Source organism: Vibrio sp. S9_S30 (genome assembly GCF_014694455.1).
Taxonomy (GTDB): Bacteria; Pseudomonadota; Gammaproteobacteria; order Enterobacterales; family Vibrionaceae; genus Vibrio.
The window spans coordinates 30,374-50,292 of record NZ_JAAUWT010000001.1; the positions used below are offsets into that span (position 1 = coordinate 30,374).

Consider the following 19,919-nt stretch of genomic DNA (forward strand, 5'->3'; position numbering starts at 1 on the left):
AGAGACTTCCTCATTCAGAAAGTGTGTATTTAAGGGGTAGAGAAATGAGTCATCCAATTGAACAGCTTAAGCAAATTATGGTGCAGCTTAGAGACCCAGAAGTCGGCTGTCCTTGGGATTTAAAACAAGACTTCGACAGCATTGTGCCCCACACCATTGAAGAAACCTATGAGGTGGTGGACGCCATTCATAAGCGTGATTGGATCAACTTGAAAGAAGAGTTGGGTGATTTATTGTTTCAGGTCATTTTCTACAGTCAGCTCGCAAAAGAAAAAGAGTTATTCGACTTTGATGATGTCGTAGAAGGCATGAATGAAAAACTGACTCGACGTCATCCACATGTTTTTTCAGACGTCAAATTTGGCAGCGACGCTGAAATCAATGCGAATTGGGAGCAAGAGAAAGCCAAAGAAAAGGTCGAGAAAGGCATTTCTGAGGCGAGCATTCTAGATGCGGTTCCTCTCTCTTTGCCAGCCATGTCTCGTACAAATAAGATTCAGAAAAAGTGCGCCCAATATGGGTTTGACTGGAAGACCTTAGGTCCCGTGGTGGATAAGGTGCAAGAAGAAATAAATGAAGTTATGGAAGAGGTGCAGCAAGTCACACCCAATCAAGATTTAGTGGAAGAAGAGCTGGGTGATTTACTTTTTGCTGTGGTGAATTTTTCTCGACATTTAAACGTCAATCCTGAGTCGGCACTCAGTAAAGCCAACATCAAATTCGAGCGCCGTTTCAGGTTAGTGGAAGAGAAAATTCGAGTGAAAGGCAAGGCGTTAGGGCAATGCACTCTTGAAGAGCTGGACACACTTTGGGATCAAGTCAAAGTGGATGAAAAAAGAAAAAGCCAGTGATTCACTGGTTCTACCAATGCTAAAAAGTGTGAATTTCTTTTGCAGTAGCACGTAAAGTTATCTAACGTATTGAAGTTTGCTGATTTGATTTGAAGCAAAAAATAAAAATATTGAGTGTGATAAGTTTCACGTTGTGGCGGTAACGGCCTTCTGGTATATTTGCATCCCGTCCAGAAGAATTCCATTTCCCTCATTCAACCAATTTCAGGTTAAACATGACGACAAATTACATTTTTGTTACTGGTGGGGTTGTATCCTCTCTAGGTAAAGGTATTGCAGCAGCTTCTTTAGCCGCTATTCTTGAAGCTCGTGGTCTTAAAGTGACTATGATGAAGCTTGACCCTTACATCAACGTTGATCCAGGCACAATGAGCCCTACTCAGCATGGTGAAGTGTTCGTCACGGAAGATGGCGCAGAGACAGACCTAGACCTTGGTCATTATGAGCGTTTTATTCGCACCAAGATGACCAAGCGTAACAACTTTACTGCAGGTCGTGTTTATGCAGACGTTCTACGTAAAGAACGTCGCGGCGATTACTTGGGAGCCACTATTCAGGTTATCCCTCACATCACCAACGCAATCAAAGACCGCGTCATTGCTGGTTCTGAAGGTCACGATGTGGCTATCGTTGAAGTGGGTGGCACAGTAGGTGATATTGAGTCGCTACCATTTATGGAAGCCATTCGTCAACTAGCCGTTGAGCTGGGTCGAGAGCGCGCGATGTTTATGCACCTGACTCTTGTTCCTTACCTTGCAGCCGCTGGCGAAGTGAAAACCAAACCGACTCAGCACTCTGTGAAAGAGCTGCTATCCATCGGTATCCAGCCAGACATTCTGGTTTGCCGTAGCGATCGTATGATCCCCGCAAACGAGCGTAAAAAGATCGCCCTTTTCTGTAATGTGCCAGAAAAAGCCGTTATCTCAATGAAAGACGTAGATTCTATCTACAAAATCCCTCAGTTAATCAAAGCCCAAGGTCTTGATGATCTTGTATGTGCTCGTTTTGGTATCGATGCACCAGAGGCCGATCTGTCGGAATGGGAGCAGGTGATCTACGAAGAAGCGAACCCAACAGCGGAAGTCGTTATCGGCATGGTGGGCAAGTACATCGAACTTCCAGATGCCTACAAATCGGTTAACGAAGCGTTGAAACACGCGGGTCTTAAAAACCGTCTAAGCGTGAAAATTAAATACATAGATTCTCAAGACGTTGAATCCAAAGGTGAAGAAGCCCTTGTAGGATTAGATGCTATTTTGGTTCCTGGCGGATTTGGCGATCGTGGTATCGAAGGAAAAATCCGTGCAGCGCAGTATGCACGTGAAAACAACGTGCCTTACCTAGGTATTTGCTTAGGTATGCAAGTCGCATTGATCGAATACGCACGTAATGTCGTGGGTATGGAAGGTGCACATTCAACCGAATTTAACAAAGAAACACAGTACCCTGTGGTCGGTTTGATCACAGAATGGGTTGACGGTGAAGGTAAAGTTGAAGAACGTACCGAAACTTCAGATCTTGGTGGTACTATGCGTCTTGGCTCACAGCTTTGTCATTTAGCGAAAGGGACAAAAGCACGTGAAATGTACGGTAGCGCAACGATTCATGAGCGTCATCGTCACCGTTATGAAGTGAACAACAATCTTCGCCCACAAATTGAAAAAGCAGGTCTAAAAGTATCTGGTTTGTCAGCAGACAAAAAACTGGTCGAAGTGATTGAGAACCCAGCTCACCCATGGTTTGTAGCGGCTCAATTCCACCCAGAGTTCACTTCAACACCTCGCGATGGTCACCCACTATTTGCGGGTTTCGTGAAAGCGGCTGGTGAATTCCAGCGTGATGAATTAGAGAAGTAAAAGGATACGGGCAGTCGCGAACACAATGCGGCTGCCCTTTAAATTTGACATTTATATTTGAACGAGAGGAAACATTAATGTCTAAGATCGTTAAAGTTCTAGGTCGTGAAATCATCGACTCACGTGGTAACCCAACTGTAGAAGCTGAAGTACACCTAGAAGGCGGTTTCGTAGGTATGGCGGCTGCTCCATCAGGCGCATCTACTGGTTCTCGCGAAGCTCTTGAGCTACGTGACGGTGACAAAGCCCGTTTCCTAGGTAAAGGTGTTCTTAAAGCCGTTGAGGCTGTAAACGGCCCAATCGCTGAAGCTCTAGTGGGCAAAGACGCGAAAGCTCAAGCTGACGTTGATGGCATTATGATCGACCTAGACGGAACAGAGAACAAATCTCAGTTCGGTGCTAACGCTATCCTAGCGGTTTCTCTAGCGAATGCTAAAGCAGCAGCAGCAGCGAAAGGCATGCCTTTGTTTGAGCATATTGCTGAGCTAAATGGCACTCCTGGTCAATTCTCTATGCCTCTACCAATGATGAACATCATCAACGGTGGTGAGCACGCAGACAACAACGTTGATATCCAAGAGTTCATGATCCAGCCAGTTGGCGCTAAGACTCTTAAAGAAGGTCTACGTATCGGTGCTGAAGTATTCCACAACCTAGCTAAAGTTCTTAAGTCTAAAGGCTACAGCACTGCAGTGGGTGACGAAGGTGGTTTCGCTCCAAACCTGAAATCTAACGCAGAAGCACTAGAAGTTATCGCAGAAGCGGTTGCAGCGGCTGGTTACGAACTAGGTAAAGACGTCACGCTAGCAATGGACTGTGCAGCATCTGAGTTCTTCGACAAAGAAGCTGGCATCTACAACATGAAAGGCGAAGGTAAAACGTTTACTTCTGAAGAGTTCAACCACTACCTAGCTGAGCTAGCTAACCAATTCCCAATCGTTTCTATCGAAGACGGTCTAGACGAGTCTGATTGGGCTGGCTTTAAGCACCAAACTGAACTGCTAGGTGATAAGCTTCAACTAGTAGGTGACGATCTATTCGTTACGAACACGAAGATCCTTGCTGAAGGTATCGAGAAAGGCGTAGCTAACTCTATCCTTATCAAGTTCAACCAAATCGGTTCTCTAACTGAGACTCTAGCTGCAATCAAGATGGCTAAAGACGCAGGTTACACAGCTGTAATCTCTCACCGTTCTGGCGAAACTGAAGATGCAACTATCGCTGATCTAGCGGTAGGTACTGCTGCAGGTCAAATTAAGACAGGTTCTATGAGCCGTTCTGACCGTGTTGCTAAGTACAACCAGCTAATCCGTATCGAAGAAGCGCTAGGTGAAAAAGCACCTTATAACGGTCTTAAAGAAGTAAAAGGTCAAGCTTAATTCTTCGTTGAGCTTAGCTTTCATGCTTTAAAAAATGCCTCGCATGTGCGAGGCATTTTTGTTTCTGGCTGACCAAACCTCTTCCGTTCTCTTCGCTCTAACCGCCTGAATATGGTATATATGCCCCTACGTTTTTTTCTTGGATGATATCATGCGATTGTTTGCTATAGCTTTAGTCGGGCTACTGATTGCTTTGCAGTATACTGTTTGGTTCAGTAAGAATGGTGAGCTTGATCTAGTGGCGACTCAAAGAGACATTGCCATTCAAGAGGATGTGAATGAGAAGTTGCGTCAACGTAACCAAGAAATGTTCGCGGAAATTGATGATCTGCGCCAAGGATTGGATGCCATCGAAGAGCGAGCTCGAAATGAGCTAGGGTTAATTAAAAATGACGAAACTTTTTTCCGTATTATTGGTGAAGAAAGCAGTTCCAGATAATCAGATAAAGCAATGACAACAACAGATTCTCACGCAGATGGTGTGATAGCCATCGTTCCAGCGGCAGGTGTTGGTCGCCGTATGCAAGCGAACTGCCCCAAACAATATCTCACCATTGGTGATCAAACCATATTAGAGCACACAGTCCGCCTTCTTCTTTCCCATCCGCAGATCGATCATATCGTGATTGCAGTGAGTGAAGGTGATGAATATTTTTCTGAACTTGCTATTGCCGATCACCCCAAAATAACGCGAGTAGTGGGTGGAGTAGAGAGAGCGGATTCGGTGCTTTCAGGGTTGAACCATATCCATACTCACTTTGAGCATATCGAGTGGGTTCTCGTGCATGATGCTGCTCGGCCCTGTATCACACTTGAAGACATTGATAAGCTTATTTTGGCGTGCAAAGAACATGCGGTTGGCGGCATTTTGGCTGTGCCTGTCAAAGACACCATGAAACGTAGCGATTCCAGCCAACAAATTCAAAGCACAGTGGAGCGTGAAAACTTGTGGCATGCACTTACGCCGCAAATGTTCCGTTGTAAGAGGCTAAAAGAGGTTCTTAAAGATGCGCTTGAAGAAGGCGTGCTTATAACAGATGAGGCCTCGGCCATGGAGCGATGTGGTTATCTGCCACTATTGGTGTCGGGGCGTGCTGATAACATTAAGATTACTCAACCAGAAGATTTGGCACTCGCTGAGTTCTATCTGAGCCGGAATGATTAAGGAATAGAAAATGATTCGAATTGGGCACGGTTTTGACGTGCATAAATTTGGTGGTGAAGGACCCGTTATCATTGGCGGAGTCAAGGTGCCTTACGAATTGGGTCTGGTTGCTCACTCTGATGGTGATGTCGCCCTTCACGCCTTATCCGATGCTCTTCTAGGCGCTATCGCCGAAGGTGATATTGGTCGTCATTTTCCTGATACCGACGACAAATGGAAAGGCGCAGATAGCCGTGCATTGTTGCGAGACGTGTATCGCCTCGTCAAAGAAAAAGGCTACGTAGTTGGCAATGTCGACGTCACTATCATCGCTCAAGCACCCAAAATGGCACCTTATATTCACGCCATGTGCAAATCCATAGCTGAAGATCTCGAAACCGACATTGGCAACGTTAATGTGAAAGCGACGACGTCTGAACGTCTTGGTTTTACTGGCAGAAAAGAAGGCATTGCGACAGAAGTCGTAGCTTTAATCATCAAGAAGTAAATTATGAACGACATTCTCGTCCCATTTGCGTATTCGAATGGAAAGCCTCAAGCTGAGGCTAAACTAAAAGCAAAGCCACAACATTTTGTTGTGAAAGAAGACTTGGGCTTTTCATTTACAGGTGCTGGTGAGCACTTAATGTTGCGCATTCGAAAAACGGGTGAAAACACCAGTTTTGTTGCCAATGAATTGGCGAAAGCGTGTGGCGTGAAATCAAAAGACGTCAGTTGGGCAGGTTTAAAGGACAGACATGCTGTGACAGAGCAATGGTTGAGTGTCCACTTACCTAAAGGCGATACGCCAGACTTTTCGTCCTTTCTAGCACAATACCCCAGCATCGAGATTCTCGACATCACCCGTCACCATAAAAAATTAAGACCGGGAGATTTGAAGGGTAATTTTTTTGATATTACGCTAACACAAGTAACGGATATTCCGAGTGTCGTATCGCGTTTGGAAAGTGTTGCTAAACTCGGCGTACCAAATTATTTTGGGGCGCAGCGTTTTGGACGTGATGGAAACAATGTAGAAGAAGCCCGACGTTGGGGGCGCGAAAATGTGCGCACTCGCAATCAAAACAAACGGAGCCTGTATCTTTCTAGTGCACGTTCTTGGATTTTCAATCACATTCTTTCTAAGCGAATAGAGTCCGGCGTGTGGCAATCCCCACTGGTCGGTGACATCCTTCTGAATGCCGAAGGTGTCTTCAAAGTGACAGACGCTAACCTTGCAGACTGCGAGCAACTTGTTTCTAACGGGGAAGCTGAGATAACTGCTGCGATGGCGGGGGATAACGCGTTGCCGACCACCGATGTCGCATGGGATTTAGAGCAGCCCTGTTTGGATGCCGAGCCTGATTTGATGGCGCTCATTCGTGGCAACAGAATGCGACATGAACGTCGAGCTGTGCAGCTTTTCCCTAAAGATTTGTTATGGGAAGTGCAGGATAATGAGATCGCACTCAAATTCTGGTTACCTTCCGGATGTTTTGCTACTTCTATTATGCGTGAATTGGTGAATGCTGAGGAAGAAGAGCGTGAATTCTCACCTTCGTAGCATATTAACCCTTATCGATATTGGGTAGAGATTTAGATGAAAATATTATTGAGCAATGATGATGGGGTTCATGCTCAAGGCATACATGAACTAAAGCGCGCATTATCAGAGATTGCTGAAGTGATTCTTGTCGCTCCGGATCGGAATCGTTCCGGTGCATCCAACTCCCTCACTCTTGAAACGCCCCTGCGGGTTATTGGGCTAGAAGAAAATGTGTATTCAGTGCAAGGAACACCAACAGACTGTGTGCATTTTGCACTGAATGAATTGTTGAAAGCAGATAAGCCTGACCTGGTTGTTTCTGGGATTAACCATGGTGCCAATTTAGGGGATGATGTTCTCTATTCGGGGACTGTCGCAGCCGCGATGGAAGGTCACTTTCTTGGGGTTCAGTCGATCGCAATCTCTTTGGCGGGCAAGCATCATTTTGAAACCGCCGCACATGTCGCAAAGCAGTTGGTTGAACAGCATCTTAATCATCCTATTCCAACCAATCGACTGATTAATGTGAACGTGCCAGATATTCCGATTCATGCTCTTGAACCTTTCAAAGTGACAAGGCTTGGGGCTCGCCATCATGCCGAGGACATGATTAAGCAGAACGATCCGAGAGGACATACAATATATTGGTTAGGTCCTCCTGGAAAAGAGCAAGACGCAGGGGAAGGAACCGATTTCCATGCCATTTCAAACAGATTGGTATCGATAACGCCGCTTCAAGTTGACTTGACGGCGCATGAATCTTTACCAAGCATGGAGCGTTGGTTAAAAGGGAATAGGTAGATGAGTCATCCGCAAGCCAATAAATTAATTGAATTTTTGCAGGGAATGGGTATCCAAGATGTTAACGTATTGGATGCCATTCGACGATTGCCAAGAGAGTCTTTTGTTTCACAAGCGATGATGCATCAGGCATACGATAACAATGCGTTGCCAATTGGGGCGGGGCAGACAATATCTCAGCCTTACATTGTGGCAAAAATGACGGAGCTCCTAAATCTTCGAACCGATAGTCGGGTACTTGAGGTCGGCACAGGATCGGGTTATCAAACCGCGGTATTAGCCCAATTGGTGGATCATGTTTACTCAATTGAACGTATCAAATCGTTGCAATGGGACGCGAAGCGTAGGTTGAAGCAGCTGGATATTTATAATGTTTCAACCAAGCATGGCGACGGTTGGAAAGGTTGGGCAGCAAAAGCCCCATTTGATGCCATTATTGTCACAGCGGCAGCCAGTGAAGTGCCTACCGCATTAATGGATCAGTTAAACGAAGGGGGGATCTTGGTGATCCCTGTCGGCGAAGCTGAACAAACCTTGATCAAAGTACAAAAAGTTAACGATGAAATCATTACTGAGGTCATTGAAATGGTTAGATTTGTACCATTGGTTTCGGGTGACTTGGCTTAAAGGGAATTGAGTGTCACTAAAAAAAGCAGCTTCGTTTCTTCAAATCATTCTCGCTACTACGCTGGTAGGGTGTGCTGCGCACAGCCCTGCCCCCGTGTCTAGCTTAGGGAAGAGTTATGAGCAAGTAGAGCGTGGTAGCTATCGAGGCAGCTATTACGAAGTTGAACAAGGTGACACCCTATATTTTATTGCTTATGTGACGGGCAAAGATGTTAATCAACTCATTAAATACAATAGACTTTCCCCCCCTTACACCATTCACCCCGGTCAAAAAATTCGATTATGGCAACCTGTTTATGTCGCACCAGATTTGGCTGGAACGGGTTCTGACACAGTAAAAATAGCCTCTGCTGTAACAGCGACAGCGACCACCGCTGGAGCGGCAACAATATCGGCTGCAAGTGTACCTAAATCTAAAGCGATTGAGCCAGAAAAGAAAGAAAAGGTATCCGTTAAAAAAGATTCACCAAAGAAGCTTGATCAATCAAGATCAAAGGAGTATGTTGAGAACAAAAGTAAACAGGTTGTTAACAGCCCTGTTAAAACAATAAAAAAGAATAATACTAATATTTCTAAGTGGTTATGGCCTACCAAAGGTCGAATCACAAAAGGTTTTTCCACAGGGGAACAGGGTAATAAAGGGATAGACATTGCGGGACAGCGAGGTCAATCCATCGTCTCCACTGCGGAAGGAATAGTCGTTTACTCTGGTAATGCACTGCGCGGATATGGCAATCTTGTCATCGTCAAACATAATGACAATTACCTCAGTGCTTACGCCCATAATGAACGCTTGCTAGTAAAAGAAGGACAAAGTGTAAAAGCTGGTCAGAAAATCGCAACAATGGGTTCATCTGGCACCAACAGTGTTCGTTTACACTTCGAAATTCGCTATCAGGGAAAGTCAGTGAATCCTAAGCGCTACTTACCCTAGTTACAATTCAACGACATTGATAGTAGTAATGTCTTGCGAACTCGCCAGGGGGAGGCACTATGAGTATCAGCAATGCAGTAACGAAAGTCGAAGAAGAGTTTGACGTAGAAGCGGTTGCAATAGATCAACCTACCGCAGAAGCAGCAACTCTGACACCTGAAAGACAATCTGAGCCAAAAGAAGACTTTGAAGTTACCTCGAAAAGCTTAGATGCCACTCAACTTTACCTAGGAGAAATTGGATTTTCTCCGCTGCTCACAGCCGAAGAAGAAGTTCTGTATGCGCGTCGTGCGCTTCGCGGAGATGAAGCTGCCCGCAAGCGAATGATTGAAAGCAATTTGCGATTAGTTGTGAAAATTTCACGCCGTTACGGCAATCGAGGTCTTGCATTGCTCGATCTTATCGAAGAAGGCAACTTGGGCTTAATCCGTGCGGTAGAAAAATTTGATCCAGAGAGAGGCTTCCGATTCTCAACTTACGCAACGTGGTGGATCCGTCAAACCATTGAACGGGCGTTGATGAATCAAACGAGAACCATTCGATTGCCAATTCATGTAGTAAAAGAGCTGAATATTTATCTTAGAACAGCTCGAGAGCTTTCTCAGAAGCTTGATCATGAACCAACGGCGGAAGAAATCGCACAAAAACTGGATAAGCCTGTTGAAGACGTGAGTAAAATGCTTCGTCTTAACGAAAGAGTCAGTTCAGTCGATACCCCAATTGGTGGTGAAAGTGAAAAAGCACTGCTTGATATCATTCCAGACGTCAATAATTCTGATCCTGAAGTATGCACTCAGGATGACGATATAAAGCATTCTTTAATTGACTGGCTTGATGATCTCAACCCTAAGCAGAAAGAAGTGCTTGCACGACGCTTTGGTCTTCTTGGTTATGAGCCATCAACCTTGGAAGAGGTCGGTCGAGAAATCAATTTGACACGAGAACGTGTACGTCAGATCCAAGTTGAAGGACTTCGCCGCTTAAGAGAGATTTTAGTGAAGCAAGGTTTGAACATGGAATCGTTATTTAATGTCGAAAACGACTAGATATTGGAATTCAAAGGGAGAGCTGCCAAACGGCAGCTCTTTTTATTTATCCTTGAAATTGTCACTTTTGGGATCTCAGTAGCCTTATTTGTTAACACTCTTAATGCATTTATTACATGTATGTTTGATCTTGGAGTTATTTTTGAGCAAAATATTTCGTAATATTAATAAAAAACAGACAAAGGATTTCAATGAATCGCCTCATTCTACCGACCATTGTATCGGCTTTAGTTTTAACAGGATGTTCTTCTTCTCAGCAGTCTCAAATTGTTAAAGATATCAGTAATTCAACGATTGATGCGGTGTTTGGAAGTTCATCTTCTTCAACAGATAACGCTGTTACGGAAACTCGCTCAACGAAAAAAACAAAATTCTACATAACAGATCCGACGACTCATTCACCAGAGTTTGGCAAGGTAACGTTATCTAAAGCTAAGAACCCGAAAGGGTTGACGGAAGTAAAGATTGGTCAGTCTATTCACTTAGACAGTGGTGGGGAATTGAGTGCGAAAATGTACCTATTCCCAATTACAGTTGAGGGTTTCATTGTGGATAAACCCGTGACTTTCCATAGTATGAGTGCTTTAGCAGTCGTCAATAGCGGACGCTACTACGTAAAGGCTGAGGCTTTTGCTGGAAATAAGCTTGCTGCAACCGGGTATGTTGATATCGAGAGAGGGGTTACGAATAAGGTCAATCTTGCTTTCGAGTAATGGATATTAAACAAGAAGGGTGAGAACATTCTCGCCCTTCATGCTTCTTAACTCACACTAACTTCTTAACTCGTAATCGCTTCTTAAATCCTAATAGCTTCTTAACTCACAACATTTTCTTCAATCGATACAGCGCATCCAACGCCTGTCTTGGGGTAAGATCATCTGGGTCGATATCCGTCAACGCCAACTCAATATCGCTGGGCTCAGGAATTAAACTTAACTGATTCGCTACCTCTACTTGACCTGAGGAGTTAGGTTTTTGGATGCTCAATTGTTCCAGTTGATTCAATTTGGCTCGTGCATTCTTTATCACGGTTTTAGGAACCCCAGCCAAGCTTGCCACAGCCAGTCCATAAGACTTACTTGCAGCGCCTTCTTGTACTGCATGCATGAAGGCGATGGTGTCACCATGTTCGACGGCGTCTAAATGCACATTGGCTAATGCGGGTAATTGGTTTGGTAGTTCGGTCAGTTCAAAGTAATGGGTGGCGAATAAGGTCATGGCACCAATTTGTTTTGCCAGCCATTCTGCACTTGCCCACGCTAATGACAAGCCATCGTAGGTGCTGGTGCCTCGTCCAATTTCATCCATTAATACCAAACTACGAGACGTCGCATTGTGAAGAATGTTGGCCGTTTCTGTCATTTCGACCATGAAAGTCGAGCGACCCGATGCCAAATCGTCCGAGGCGCCAATTCGGGTAAAGATTCGATCTGTAGATCCAATGACTGCAGATTCAGCTGGTACGTAGGAGCCAATGTGCGCCATGAGCGTAATCAGGGCTGTTTGACGCATATAGGTGGATTTTCCCCCCATGTTAGGACCGGTAATGATCAACATTTTCCGCTGTTCACCCAGGTTGATGGGGTTGGCAATAAAGGGTTCGTCCATGACCTGCTCGACCACTGGGTGACGACCTGCCTGAATCTGAATGCCGATTTCATTGTTCAGCGTCGGGCGGCAATAGTCTAGGCTTTCAGCCCTCTCTGCTAAGTTTTGCAATACATCCAATTGCGATAAAGCCGAAGAAAGGTTTTGCATGGCTTCAAGGTGAGGCAGAAGTCGATCGAACAATTCTTCCCAAAGTTTTTTTTCTATCGCAAGCGCTTTGGATTTCGAACTCAGCACCTTGTCTTCATGTTCTTTCAACTCTGGAATGATGTAACGTTCCGCATTTTTTAATGTTTGCCTACGAACATAGTGAGGGGGAACAAGATGGCTTTGCCCGCGGCTGACTTGAATGAAAAAGCCGTGAACATTGTTGTAGCCGACCTTGAGCGTATCAATCCCATGCCGTTCACGTTCCTCAGCTTCGAGTTTGTCTAGGAATTCTGTTGCACCATCTGCGAGGTTGCGCCATTCATCGAGTTCCGCACTGTAGCCTTGTGCAATGACGCCACCATCACGAATCACAACTGGTGGGTTTTCCTTTATGGCACGCTCAAGTAATTCACAGAGCTCTTCTTGAGGAGAGGTAAAAACGGCGAGCTTCTTCAGGTAAGGATGAACCACATTTCCGAGAAGGTCTGATAACTCTGGAAGTTGCTGCATGGCATGACGAAGACGAGCCAGATCTCTTGGTCTTGCACTGCGAATCGCAAGTCTTGCTAAAATTCGTTCTATGTCGCCGATCTGTTTTAACACAGGGTGCAATTCACCAAACAGGGCGCTCTCTTTGATTTCGGAGATCGCATCCAATCGCTGATTTAGGGTGTCTAACTGTCGCATGGGCTGATGCAGCCAACGTTTGAGCATGCGGCTACCCATGGCTGTCGCTGTGTAATCGAGCACTTCTGAGAGGGTGTTTTCCGTTCCCCCTGACAGATTTTGAGTAATTTCTAAATTACGTCGAGTGGCTGCATCGAGAATCACAGAATGATCTTGGCGATCGTAAGTCAATGAGCGAATATGAGGTAGAGCGGTACGTTGTGTGTCTTTCACATATTGGATCAAACAGCCTGCTGCACACAAACCTAATTCCGCTTTTTCAACACCAAAACCAATGAGATCTTTGGTGCCAAATTGCTGATTAAGCTGCTGTTTGGCGGTATGCAATTCAAATTCCCAGACGGGGCGGCGGCGATTGCCATTGCGATTTGCCATCAAATGTACAGGTTCAAAATCTTCAGGAAAAAGCAGCTCTTTAGGGGAGGTACGTTGCAGCTCTGCCGCCATCGCTTCTTCAGTGTTGGGCTCCATCAGCTGGAAACGGCCCGATGTCATATCGAGTGTGGCGTATCCGAATTGATCATTGTGATAGTAAATGGCAGCAATGAGGTTATCCACTCGTTCAGCAAGAAGCGCTTCATCGGTGACGGTGCCAGGTGTCACGATACGAACCACTTTACGTTCTACCGGTCCTTTGCTAGTAGCAGGGTCACCAATTTGCTCGCATATGGCAACCGATTCGCCGAGTTGAACCAGTTTTGCCAAATACCCTTCTACAGCGTGGAAAGGGACACCCGCCATAGGAATCGGTTCACCACCGGAAGCGCCGCGTTTAGTAAGAGAAATATCCAGTAACTGCGACGCCCGCTTTGCATCATCATAAAATAATTCGTAAAAATCCCCCATGCGATAAAAAAGCAAGATATCAGGATTTTCTGCCTTGAGTCTCAGGTATTGCTGCATCATCGGCGTGTGTGTTTGCGTCGCGGTGCTGGTTGTCACTGGTTATTCCTTTTTGATTGTCTTATCAGACAAAAACGTGGTGTAAATGATATTAACCAGTTCGCTAGAAAGCAATGGCGTTTTAGGCTTGGTTGCTATCCAGTGGAGAGGTTAGATAAGTGCATTTTATTGTGGGCTTGAATGGAACACGATATGGCTCCATTGAATGGCAAATCTTAATCATTAAATCTGAACCAATTTCTCATTGATAATAAATTCGATGTTTTTATTTGAAACACATCAATAAACCCTGTAACTGACTTTTATTTTATCAGACCGTTCTGTATCGTTTTGAAAATAAATCTTAAATAGATAACGTTAGCACTAGCCCAGCTAGGCGGTGACTGACAACCAATTGGATAAACGCATGGCTTTTGAACTGTTTTTGTCGGTACTGCTCTCGTTTCCGACGAACGTCTTTTTTATTCCTTTCATCATCTTCTTTGTCATCATGCTCATTGATTTGATCTTTGATATATTTGAAGGCTTATTAGGTGAATTGGATATCGTTGATTTGGATAATATGACGAATGGCAGCCCGATTTTGCCCCCTATATTAACCCAAGTTCCATTGCCTATTGCATTGTGTGCCAGTCTGTTTGTCGCCACAGCGACCGAGTACTACTTGGATACGTTTCTGTTTTCTTCTTTGTCCGACATGCTGTCAATTGTTGTCGGTGCCATTTCATTACCGATTGTGGCGTATATCGCGTTGTACATAGCCTCGATATTACTCAAACCCCTGTCTCCCTTTTTCAACAAAGAACATGCGTTGGCTAAGATCGATTACATTGGTCTCCGAGCAAAGGTACACAGCAGCCAAGTCAGTCAAGAAGTGGGTGGAGAGGTTATGATTTTGCATAACGGCACTGAAGTCGTGTTGAATGCAGTGGCGAGTGGATCGCAAAACATTCAATACGGTGACGAAGTGGTCATTGTATCTAAAGATAATGAATCGCAGCGCTATTTTGTCGCGAAAGCATAAATATAAAAGGCGTTGGTCACGGTTTTATCTTCCAGTAAGGTGTTCATCTTTGTCGGTGTCGCGCTGCATGATCGAACCAGCAATACAGGCTATCTCTCACTATGAACATAACCTGTTCCGGGAACCCTTGGCGTCGCAGTGCGCATATGTACACACTGTTATCGCAAAAGCCGAGCAGAAACGGAAAGAAGTGCCGCCCCAGATTCTTGAAAATTAACGGTTGTTGCCGATACGTAAATTGCCCAGAATAGCGTTGTTCTGGGCATTTTTTATGGGGTTGAAACATGATGTCACAAAGAGAATTAAGCCAACAATTAGGCGAAGTTCTGCAAAGAAAGAAGATCGTGATGACAACGGCTGAATCGTGCACTGGAGGGGGAGTCGCAAGCGCGATTACTGATATTGCCGGCAGTTCAGCTTGGTTTGACCGAGCGTTTGTCACTTACAGCAATGAAGCCAAAATGGACATGTTGTCAGTGAAACCAGAGACTCTGGAGTCATACGGTGCAGTGAGTGAACCCGTGGTGATGGAAATGGTCAGCGGCGCACTCCAACATTCGCTGGCCTCTATTGGTATCGCAATCAGTGGTGTTGCAGGACCGGGTGGAGGCAGTGAAGATAAGCCTGTAGGGACGGTTTGTTTTGCTTGGATGTCAGAGCAAGGGTGGCAAAAAGTTGAAACTTGTCATTTTGAAGGTGATCGCGCTCAAGTCCGTGAATACGCAGTCAGGCATGCTTTGCAGACTTTGCTACAGTACCTACAAGATGAGAAAAGTGAGTATTCCTAAAGGGTTAAATGCTCAATCTCGAAATTTTTTCATACAGGTGTGGACACTGTATGAATCAACAGTATAATAGCCAGCATAATCACGAACACGTTGTGTGGAGATACGGATGGACGATAACAAACAAAAGGCGTTAGCCGCAGCACTTGGGCAAATTGAAAAGCAATTCGGTAAAGGCTCTATCATGCGCCTTGGTGATAATCGTACGATGGATGTTGAAACCATCTCTACAGGTTCACTTTCACTGGATATCGCTTTGGGTGCTGGTGGATTGCCAATGGGGCGTATCGTAGAAGTCTATGGTCCTGAGAGTTCGGGTAAAACCACACTCACTCTTGAGCTTATCGCTGCAGCACAACGTGAAGGCAAAACCTGTGCATTCATCGATGCAGAACATGCTTTGGATCCTATTTATGCGAAGAAATTGGGTGTTGATATCGATGCTTTGCTTGTTTCTCAGCCAGACACGGGTGAGCAAGCGCTAGAGATATGTGACGCATTAGCTCGCTCAGGTGCTATCGATGTTATGGTGATTGACTCCGTAGCAGCTTTGACGCCAAAAGCAGAAATTGAAGGTGAGATGGGCGATAGCCACATGGGTCTTCAAGCACGCATGCTTTCTCAAGCCATGCGTAAGCTAACGGGTAACCTTAAACAATCAAACTGTATGTGTATCTTCATCAACCAAATCCGTATGAAGATTGGTGTTATGTTCGGTAACCCAGAAACCACTACGGGTGGTAATGCACTGAAATTCTACGCATCTGTTCGTCTTGATATCCGCCGTACAGGCTCTATCAAAGATGGCGATGAAGTGGTGGGTAACGAGACTCGTATTAAAGTAGTTAAGAACAAAATTGCAGCACCGTTTAAACAGGCTGAGACCCAAATTATGTATGGTCAAGGGTTTAACCGTGAAGGTGAGCTTATCGACTTGGGCGTGAAGCATAAGTTGGTTGAGAAAGCCGGTGCTTGGTACAGCTACAATGGCGACAAGATTGGTCAAGGCAAGGCTAATGCGGGGAAATACCTTCGTGAACATGCCGATGTTGCGAAAGAGATCGACACCAAGCTTCGTAATATGCTTTTGGTTGTCGCACAGCCTGAAGAGCCAGAAGTAGGCGAAATGCCAAAAGAAGAAGAGTTTTAATTTCTCTTACTGATTTTTAAAGCCCTGCAATGCAGGGCTTTTGTGTATTAAAAGTCCGTATACAAAGAGCCTAGATGCATCAGAAAAAAATACAGTCGCCTTCCTCTCATTCAGCACTTTCGAGTAAAGAAGCGGCCATTCATTTGCTCAGCCGTCGGGATCACGGGGAATACGAGCTTTATCAAAAATTAGCTTTTAAAGGGTACGACGAAGAACAGATCCAAGAAGCGGTCAATTTCTGTATTGCTCACAATTATCTCGATGATCTTAGCTACGCCAAAAGCCAGATACGCCAACACGTTTACAAAGGTCATGGCGAGCGCCGCATTCGACAAGAGTTGAGCCAAAAACGGGTATCGGAATCGGTTATTGAAGAGGTCATGAAAGAGGAGCCACAAGATTGGTTTGAATTGGCAAAAGCGGCAGCGGAAAAAAAGTTTAAAGGCATAAAAGCCAAAGACCAGAAGGAATACGCCAAACAAGTGCGTTTTTTGCAATATCGCGGTTACAGTTTCGATCAAATCAGCTATGCGTTAAGTGATGAAGAATAGAGCGTGACTATAGGCTATTCAAGGCAAACCCTGTTCTGATTTCCATTTCTCTTTAGCGATAGTGCTTACCACTCTTTGTCTGATTTTCTTATGAATACTCTGTGACTTTGTTCTTTCTAAGATTTTGTTTTCATTTCTCTTTTATAAATGGGGAATTGTTGCTCGAATAATTTCTTGTTGAATCTCGCATCTTTAGGTCTGTTGGGTATACAATGTGGCAAAATTCTAACTCGACTATTTTTAGGAAGAGCTGCATGTACATGAGCACTGACGAGGTTCGCAACGCGTTCCTTAAGTTCTTTGAAAGCAAAGGACACCAAATCGTAGACAGTTCATCGTTAGTTCCACATAACGATCCGACCCTGCTGTTCACTAACGCAGGTATGAACCAATTTAAAGATTGTTTCTTAGGCTTAGAAAAACGAGCCTACACTCGAGCAACTACGTCTCAACGCTGTGTACGTGCTGGCGGTAAGCACAATGATTTAGAAAATGTGGGCTTTACTGCTCGCCATCATACTTTCTTTGAGATGTTGGGGAACTTCAGTTTCGGAGATTACTTTAAAGAAGACGCGATTGCGTTTGCTTGGGAATTTCTGACAGATGTATTAAAGCTGCCTCAAGATCGCCTATTGGTGACCATTTACGAAACCGATGATGAAGCGTTTGACATCTGGAATAAGAAAGTCGGCGTTCCTGCTGATCGTATCGTTCGCATTGGCGACAAAGAAGGTGGTAAGCCCTACGAATCAGATAATTTCTGGCAAATGGGTGATACAGGACCGTGTGGTCCTTGCACTGAGATCTTTTACGATCACGGTGGTCATATTTGGGGTGGTCGGCCCGGTACACCGGAAGAAGATGGCGATCGCTTCATCGAAATCTGGAATAACGTTTTCATGCAATTTAATCGTCATGCCGATGGCACAATGGAAGCCCTTCCCAAGCCTTCTGTCGATACTGGCATGGGCATCGAGCGTATTTCGGCCATCATGCAGGGCGTACATTCCAACTATGAAATTGATGTATTTCAAACATTGATCAAAGCCGCAGCAGAAGTGACAGGATGCGACGATCTGTCTAACCAATCGCTTCGTGTCGTTGCTGATCACATCCGATCTTGTGCCTTCCTCATCGTGGATGGTGTGATGCCTTCCAATGAAGGGCGTGGCTACGTACTTCGTCGCATCATTCGTCGCGCTGTTCGTCATGGTAACAAGCTAGGTGCTCAAGGGGCATTTTTCCATAAACTGGTTAGTGTTCTTGCTGATGTTATGGGCACCGCAGGCGCTGAACTGAAGAAGCAGCAAGCCATTGTTGAAAAAGTCCTTCGCATAGAAGAAGAAAACTTTGGTCGCACGCTTGAACGGGGTATGACCATTCTGGACGACGCATTAGATAATCTTGATGGCAATGTTCTGGATGGTGAAACCGTATTTAAACTTTATGACACCTACGGCTTCCCTGCCGACTTAACCAACGATGTTGCTCGTGAGCGAGAGATCACGATCGATGAAGAAGGCTTTGAAAAAGCGATGGAAGCGCAGCGCAAGCGTGCTCGTGAAGCGGGTCAATTTGGCACCGACTACAATGCAACCATTAAGCTTGATGCGGAAACTGAATTCCAAGGTTATGCCGCAACAGAAGGTAAGAGCTCCGTTATAGGCATTTTCGTCGAAGGCGAAGAAGTGGAATCTCTGTCTGCTGGTAACAAGGCCATTGTTGTTCTTAGTGAAACACCATTTTACGCTGAGTCTGGTGGTCAATGTGGTGATACTGGGGTGTTAAAGACAGACACAGGATTGTTCCAAGTGGAAGATACGCAAAAACTGGGTAATGCCATTGCCCATCATGGTGTACTTTCTGAAGGTGTCTTGGCGAAAAGCGACCGAGTATCCTCACATGTGGATGCAGAGCGCCGCGCTGCAATTTCTCTAAATCACTCAGCCACTCACTTGCTGCATGAAGCGTTACGTCAAGTGCTTGGTGAACATGTCATGCAAAAAGGGTCGCTAGTAAAGGCTGACAACTTACGTTTTGACTTCTCTCACCTTGAAGCCATGACACAGGCAGAAATCAAAGAGGTTGAACGCCTAGTGAATACGCATGTGCGTCGTAACCACGCAATCAAAACAGACATCATGGATATAGAGTCTGCTAAAGCGAAAGGAGCGATGGCACTATTTGGCGAGAAGTATGACGATGAAGTTCGCGTGCTGTCGATGGGCGAATTTTCGATTGAGCTTTGTGGCGGTATTCATGCGGCCAATACGGGGGACATCGGATTATTCAAGATCACCTCAGAAGGTGGTATTGCAGCAGGCGTCCGTCGTATTGAAGCGGTAACTGGTGAAGGTGCTTTGGACGCTATTGAAGCGGATTATAACAAGTTTGAAGCCAAATTATCTGAAGCAGCGAGCAAAGCAAAAGTTCTGGAGAAAGAGCTCCAGCAGCTAAAAGATAAGCTGGCTTCTCAAGCTGGTGCTAGCCTAATGAGCCAAGTGAAAGACATTGCGGGTGTAAAAGTGTTGGTGTCTAAGTTAGACGGTGCCGACAACAAAGCGCTACGTGGCATGGTAGACGAACTGAAAAATCAATTGGGCAGTGGCATCATTATGTTGGGTAACGTATCTGGCGACAAAGTTGGCTTGATTGCGGGTGTAACTAAAGATCTGATTGGTCGGGTAAAAGCCGGCGAGTTGGTTAACATGGTTGCACAACAAGTCGGTGGCAAAGGCGGCGGTCGACCTGACATGGCTCAAGCTGGTGGTACAGATGCATCAGCTTTGCCTGACGCTCTGTCTTCTGTTGATGCATGGTTAGAAGAGCGTTTGTAACTTTTATGTTTTTGATTGTCACTGGCTGGTAAAGTCAGTG

At 45.2% G+C, this 19,919-nt stretch carries 18 protein-coding genes; 17 read left to right on the top strand and 1 reads right to left on the bottom strand.

The features are described from left to right. Positions 1-44: 44 nt before the first annotated feature. The 12 genes from mazG to HC752_RS00215 all read left to right on the top strand — a co-directional run bounded on the left by mazG (position 45) and on the right by HC752_RS00215 (position 10,897). Positions 45-851 carry a nucleoside triphosphate pyrophosphohydrolase gene (gene mazG / locus HC752_RS00160; protein WP_190333071.1) on the top strand — a complete coding sequence of 269 codons (807 nt, stop codon included), beginning with the start codon at positions 45-47 and terminating at the stop codon, positions 849-851. Positions 852-1,066: 215 nt separating this feature from the next. Beyond that, positions 1,067-2,707, top strand: coding sequence for a CTP synthase (locus tag HC752_RS00165; RefSeq protein WP_190333072.1), 1,641 nt, complete (start codon positions 1,067-1,069; stop codon positions 2,705-2,707). Between the two features lie 77 nt (positions 2,708-2,784). Further along, the gene (gene eno, locus HC752_RS00170; protein WP_190333073.1) at positions 2,785-4,086 is read left to right on the top strand and encodes a phosphopyruvate hydratase; all 1,302 of its coding nucleotides are present in this window, start codon (positions 2,785-2,787) and stop codon (positions 4,084-4,086) included. Positions 4,087-4,237: 151 nt separating this feature from the next. Then, positions 4,238-4,525, top strand: coding sequence for a cell division protein FtsB (gene ftsB / locus HC752_RS00175; RefSeq protein ID WP_190333074.1), 288 nt, complete (start codon positions 4,238-4,240; stop codon positions 4,523-4,525). 12 nt (positions 4,526-4,537) lie between these two features. Beyond that, entirely contained in the window at positions 4,538-5,251 is a 714-nt protein-coding gene (gene ispD / locus HC752_RS00180) for a 2-C-methyl-D-erythritol 4-phosphate cytidylyltransferase (RefSeq protein ID WP_190333075.1), read from the top strand. 10 nt (positions 5,252-5,261) lie between these two features. Then, a complete protein-coding gene (gene ispF / locus HC752_RS00185; RefSeq protein ID WP_190333076.1) occupies positions 5,262-5,738 on the top strand; it encodes a 2-C-methyl-D-erythritol 2,4-cyclodiphosphate synthase in 477 nt (158 codons plus the stop codon). Positions 5,739-5,741: 3 nt separating this feature from the next. Beyond that, positions 5,742-6,794, top strand: a complete 1,053-nt coding sequence (truD, locus tag HC752_RS00190) for a tRNA pseudouridine(13) synthase TruD (protein WP_190333077.1) — start codon at positions 5,742-5,744, stop codon at positions 6,792-6,794. A gap of 36 nt (positions 6,795-6,830) precedes the next feature. Further along, positions 6,831-7,577, top strand: coding sequence for a 5'/3'-nucleotidase SurE (gene surE / locus HC752_RS00195; RefSeq protein ID WP_190333078.1), 747 nt, complete (start codon positions 6,831-6,833; stop codon positions 7,575-7,577). Beyond that, on the top strand, positions 7,578-8,204 hold the full coding sequence (locus tag HC752_RS00200; RefSeq protein WP_190333079.1) for a protein-L-isoaspartate(D-aspartate) O-methyltransferase: 627 nt from the start codon (positions 7,578-7,580) through the stop codon (positions 8,202-8,204). A 10-nt stretch (positions 8,205-8,214) separates the two neighbouring features. Continuing rightward, positions 8,215-9,138 carry a peptidoglycan DD-metalloendopeptidase family protein gene (locus HC752_RS00205; RefSeq protein ID WP_190333080.1) on the top strand — a complete coding sequence of 308 codons (924 nt, stop codon included), beginning with the start codon at positions 8,215-8,217 and terminating at the stop codon, positions 9,136-9,138. A gap of 59 nt (positions 9,139-9,197) precedes the next feature. Continuing rightward, on the top strand, positions 9,198-10,184 hold the full coding sequence (gene rpoS, locus HC752_RS00210; RefSeq protein ID WP_190333081.1) for an RNA polymerase sigma factor RpoS: 987 nt from the start codon (positions 9,198-9,200) through the stop codon (positions 10,182-10,184). Between the two features lie 191 nt (positions 10,185-10,375). After that, positions 10,376-10,897, top strand: coding sequence for a hypothetical protein (locus HC752_RS00215; RefSeq protein WP_190333082.1), 522 nt, complete (start codon positions 10,376-10,378; stop codon positions 10,895-10,897). A gap of 106 nt (positions 10,898-11,003) precedes the next feature. Here the strand turns inward: HC752_RS00215 and mutS are convergent, their stop codons facing one another. Then, positions 11,004-13,535 carry a DNA mismatch repair protein MutS gene (gene mutS, locus HC752_RS00220; RefSeq protein WP_190333427.1) on the bottom strand — a complete coding sequence of 844 codons (2,532 nt, stop codon included), beginning with the start codon at positions 13,533-13,535 and terminating at the stop codon, positions 11,004-11,006. Positions 13,536-13,938: 403 nt separating this feature from the next. Here mutS and HC752_RS00225 point away from each other — a divergent pair, with 403 nt between their 5' ends. The 5 genes from HC752_RS00225 to alaS all read left to right on the top strand — a co-directional run bounded on the left by HC752_RS00225 (position 13,939) and on the right by alaS (position 19,879). Continuing rightward, positions 13,939-14,556 (top strand): DUF1449 domain-containing protein, encoded by a 618-nt coding sequence (locus HC752_RS00225; RefSeq protein WP_190333083.1) that lies wholly within the window; start codon positions 13,939-13,941, stop codon positions 14,554-14,556. Positions 14,557-14,840: 284 nt separating this feature from the next. Beyond that, a complete protein-coding gene (gene pncC / locus HC752_RS00230; RefSeq protein WP_190333084.1) occupies positions 14,841-15,344 on the top strand; it encodes a nicotinamide-nucleotide amidase in 504 nt (167 codons plus the stop codon). Between the two features lie 106 nt (positions 15,345-15,450). Next, on the top strand, positions 15,451-16,491 hold the full coding sequence (recA, locus tag HC752_RS00235) for a recombinase RecA (RefSeq protein ID WP_190333085.1): 1,041 nt from the start codon (positions 15,451-15,453) through the stop codon (positions 16,489-16,491). Between the two features lie 74 nt (positions 16,492-16,565). Continuing rightward, entirely contained in the window at positions 16,566-17,042 is a 477-nt protein-coding gene (recX, locus tag HC752_RS00240) for a recombination regulator RecX (RefSeq protein WP_190333086.1), read from the top strand. A gap of 254 nt (positions 17,043-17,296) precedes the next feature. Further along, complete coding sequence (alaS, locus tag HC752_RS00245) at positions 17,297-19,879, top strand: alanine--tRNA ligase (RefSeq protein ID WP_190333087.1); 2,583 nt, start codon at positions 17,297-17,299, stop codon at positions 19,877-19,879. Positions 19,880-19,919 lie beyond the last annotated feature (40 nt).

Bases quoted from the DNA above. Each gene is read 5' to 3' on its own strand.
- mazG (WP_190333071.1), top strand. From the start codon at position 45: ATGAGTCATCCAATTGAACAGCTTAAGCAAATTATGGTGCAGCTTAGA.
- HC752_RS00165 (WP_190333072.1), top strand. From the start codon at position 1,067: ATGACGACAAATTACATTTTTGTTACTGGTGGGGTTGTATCCTCTCTA.
- eno (WP_190333073.1), top strand. From the start codon at position 2,785: ATGTCTAAGATCGTTAAAGTTCTAGGTCGTGAAATCATCGACTCACGT.
- ftsB (WP_190333074.1), top strand. From the start codon at position 4,238: ATGCGATTGTTTGCTATAGCTTTAGTCGGGCTACTGATTGCTTTGCAG.
- ispD (WP_190333075.1), top strand. From the start codon at position 4,538: ATGACAACAACAGATTCTCACGCAGATGGTGTGATAGCCATCGTTCCA.
- ispF (WP_190333076.1), top strand. From the start codon at position 5,262: ATGATTCGAATTGGGCACGGTTTTGACGTGCATAAATTTGGTGGTGAA.
- truD (WP_190333077.1), top strand. From the start codon at position 5,742: ATGAACGACATTCTCGTCCCATTTGCGTATTCGAATGGAAAGCCTCAA.
- surE (WP_190333078.1), top strand. From the start codon at position 6,831: ATGAAAATATTATTGAGCAATGATGATGGGGTTCATGCTCAAGGCATA.
- HC752_RS00200 (WP_190333079.1), top strand. From the start codon at position 7,578: ATGAGTCATCCGCAAGCCAATAAATTAATTGAATTTTTGCAGGGAATG.
- rpoS (WP_190333081.1), top strand. From the start codon at position 9,198: ATGAGTATCAGCAATGCAGTAACGAAAGTCGAAGAAGAGTTTGACGTA.
- HC752_RS00215 (WP_190333082.1), top strand. From the start codon at position 10,376: ATGAATCGCCTCATTCTACCGACCATTGTATCGGCTTTAGTTTTAACA.
- mutS (WP_190333427.1), bottom strand. From the start codon at position 13,535: ATGATGCAGCAATACCTGAGACTCAAGGCAGAAAATCCTGATATCTTG.
- HC752_RS00225 (WP_190333083.1), top strand. From the start codon at position 13,939: ATGGCTTTTGAACTGTTTTTGTCGGTACTGCTCTCGTTTCCGACGAAC.
- pncC (WP_190333084.1), top strand. From the start codon at position 14,841: ATGATGTCACAAAGAGAATTAAGCCAACAATTAGGCGAAGTTCTGCAA.
- recA (WP_190333085.1), top strand. From the start codon at position 15,451: ATGGACGATAACAAACAAAAGGCGTTAGCCGCAGCACTTGGGCAAATT.
- recX (WP_190333086.1), top strand. From the start codon at position 16,566: ATGCATCAGAAAAAAATACAGTCGCCTTCCTCTCATTCAGCACTTTCG.
- alaS (WP_190333087.1), top strand. From the start codon at position 17,297: ATGTACATGAGCACTGACGAGGTTCGCAACGCGTTCCTTAAGTTCTTT.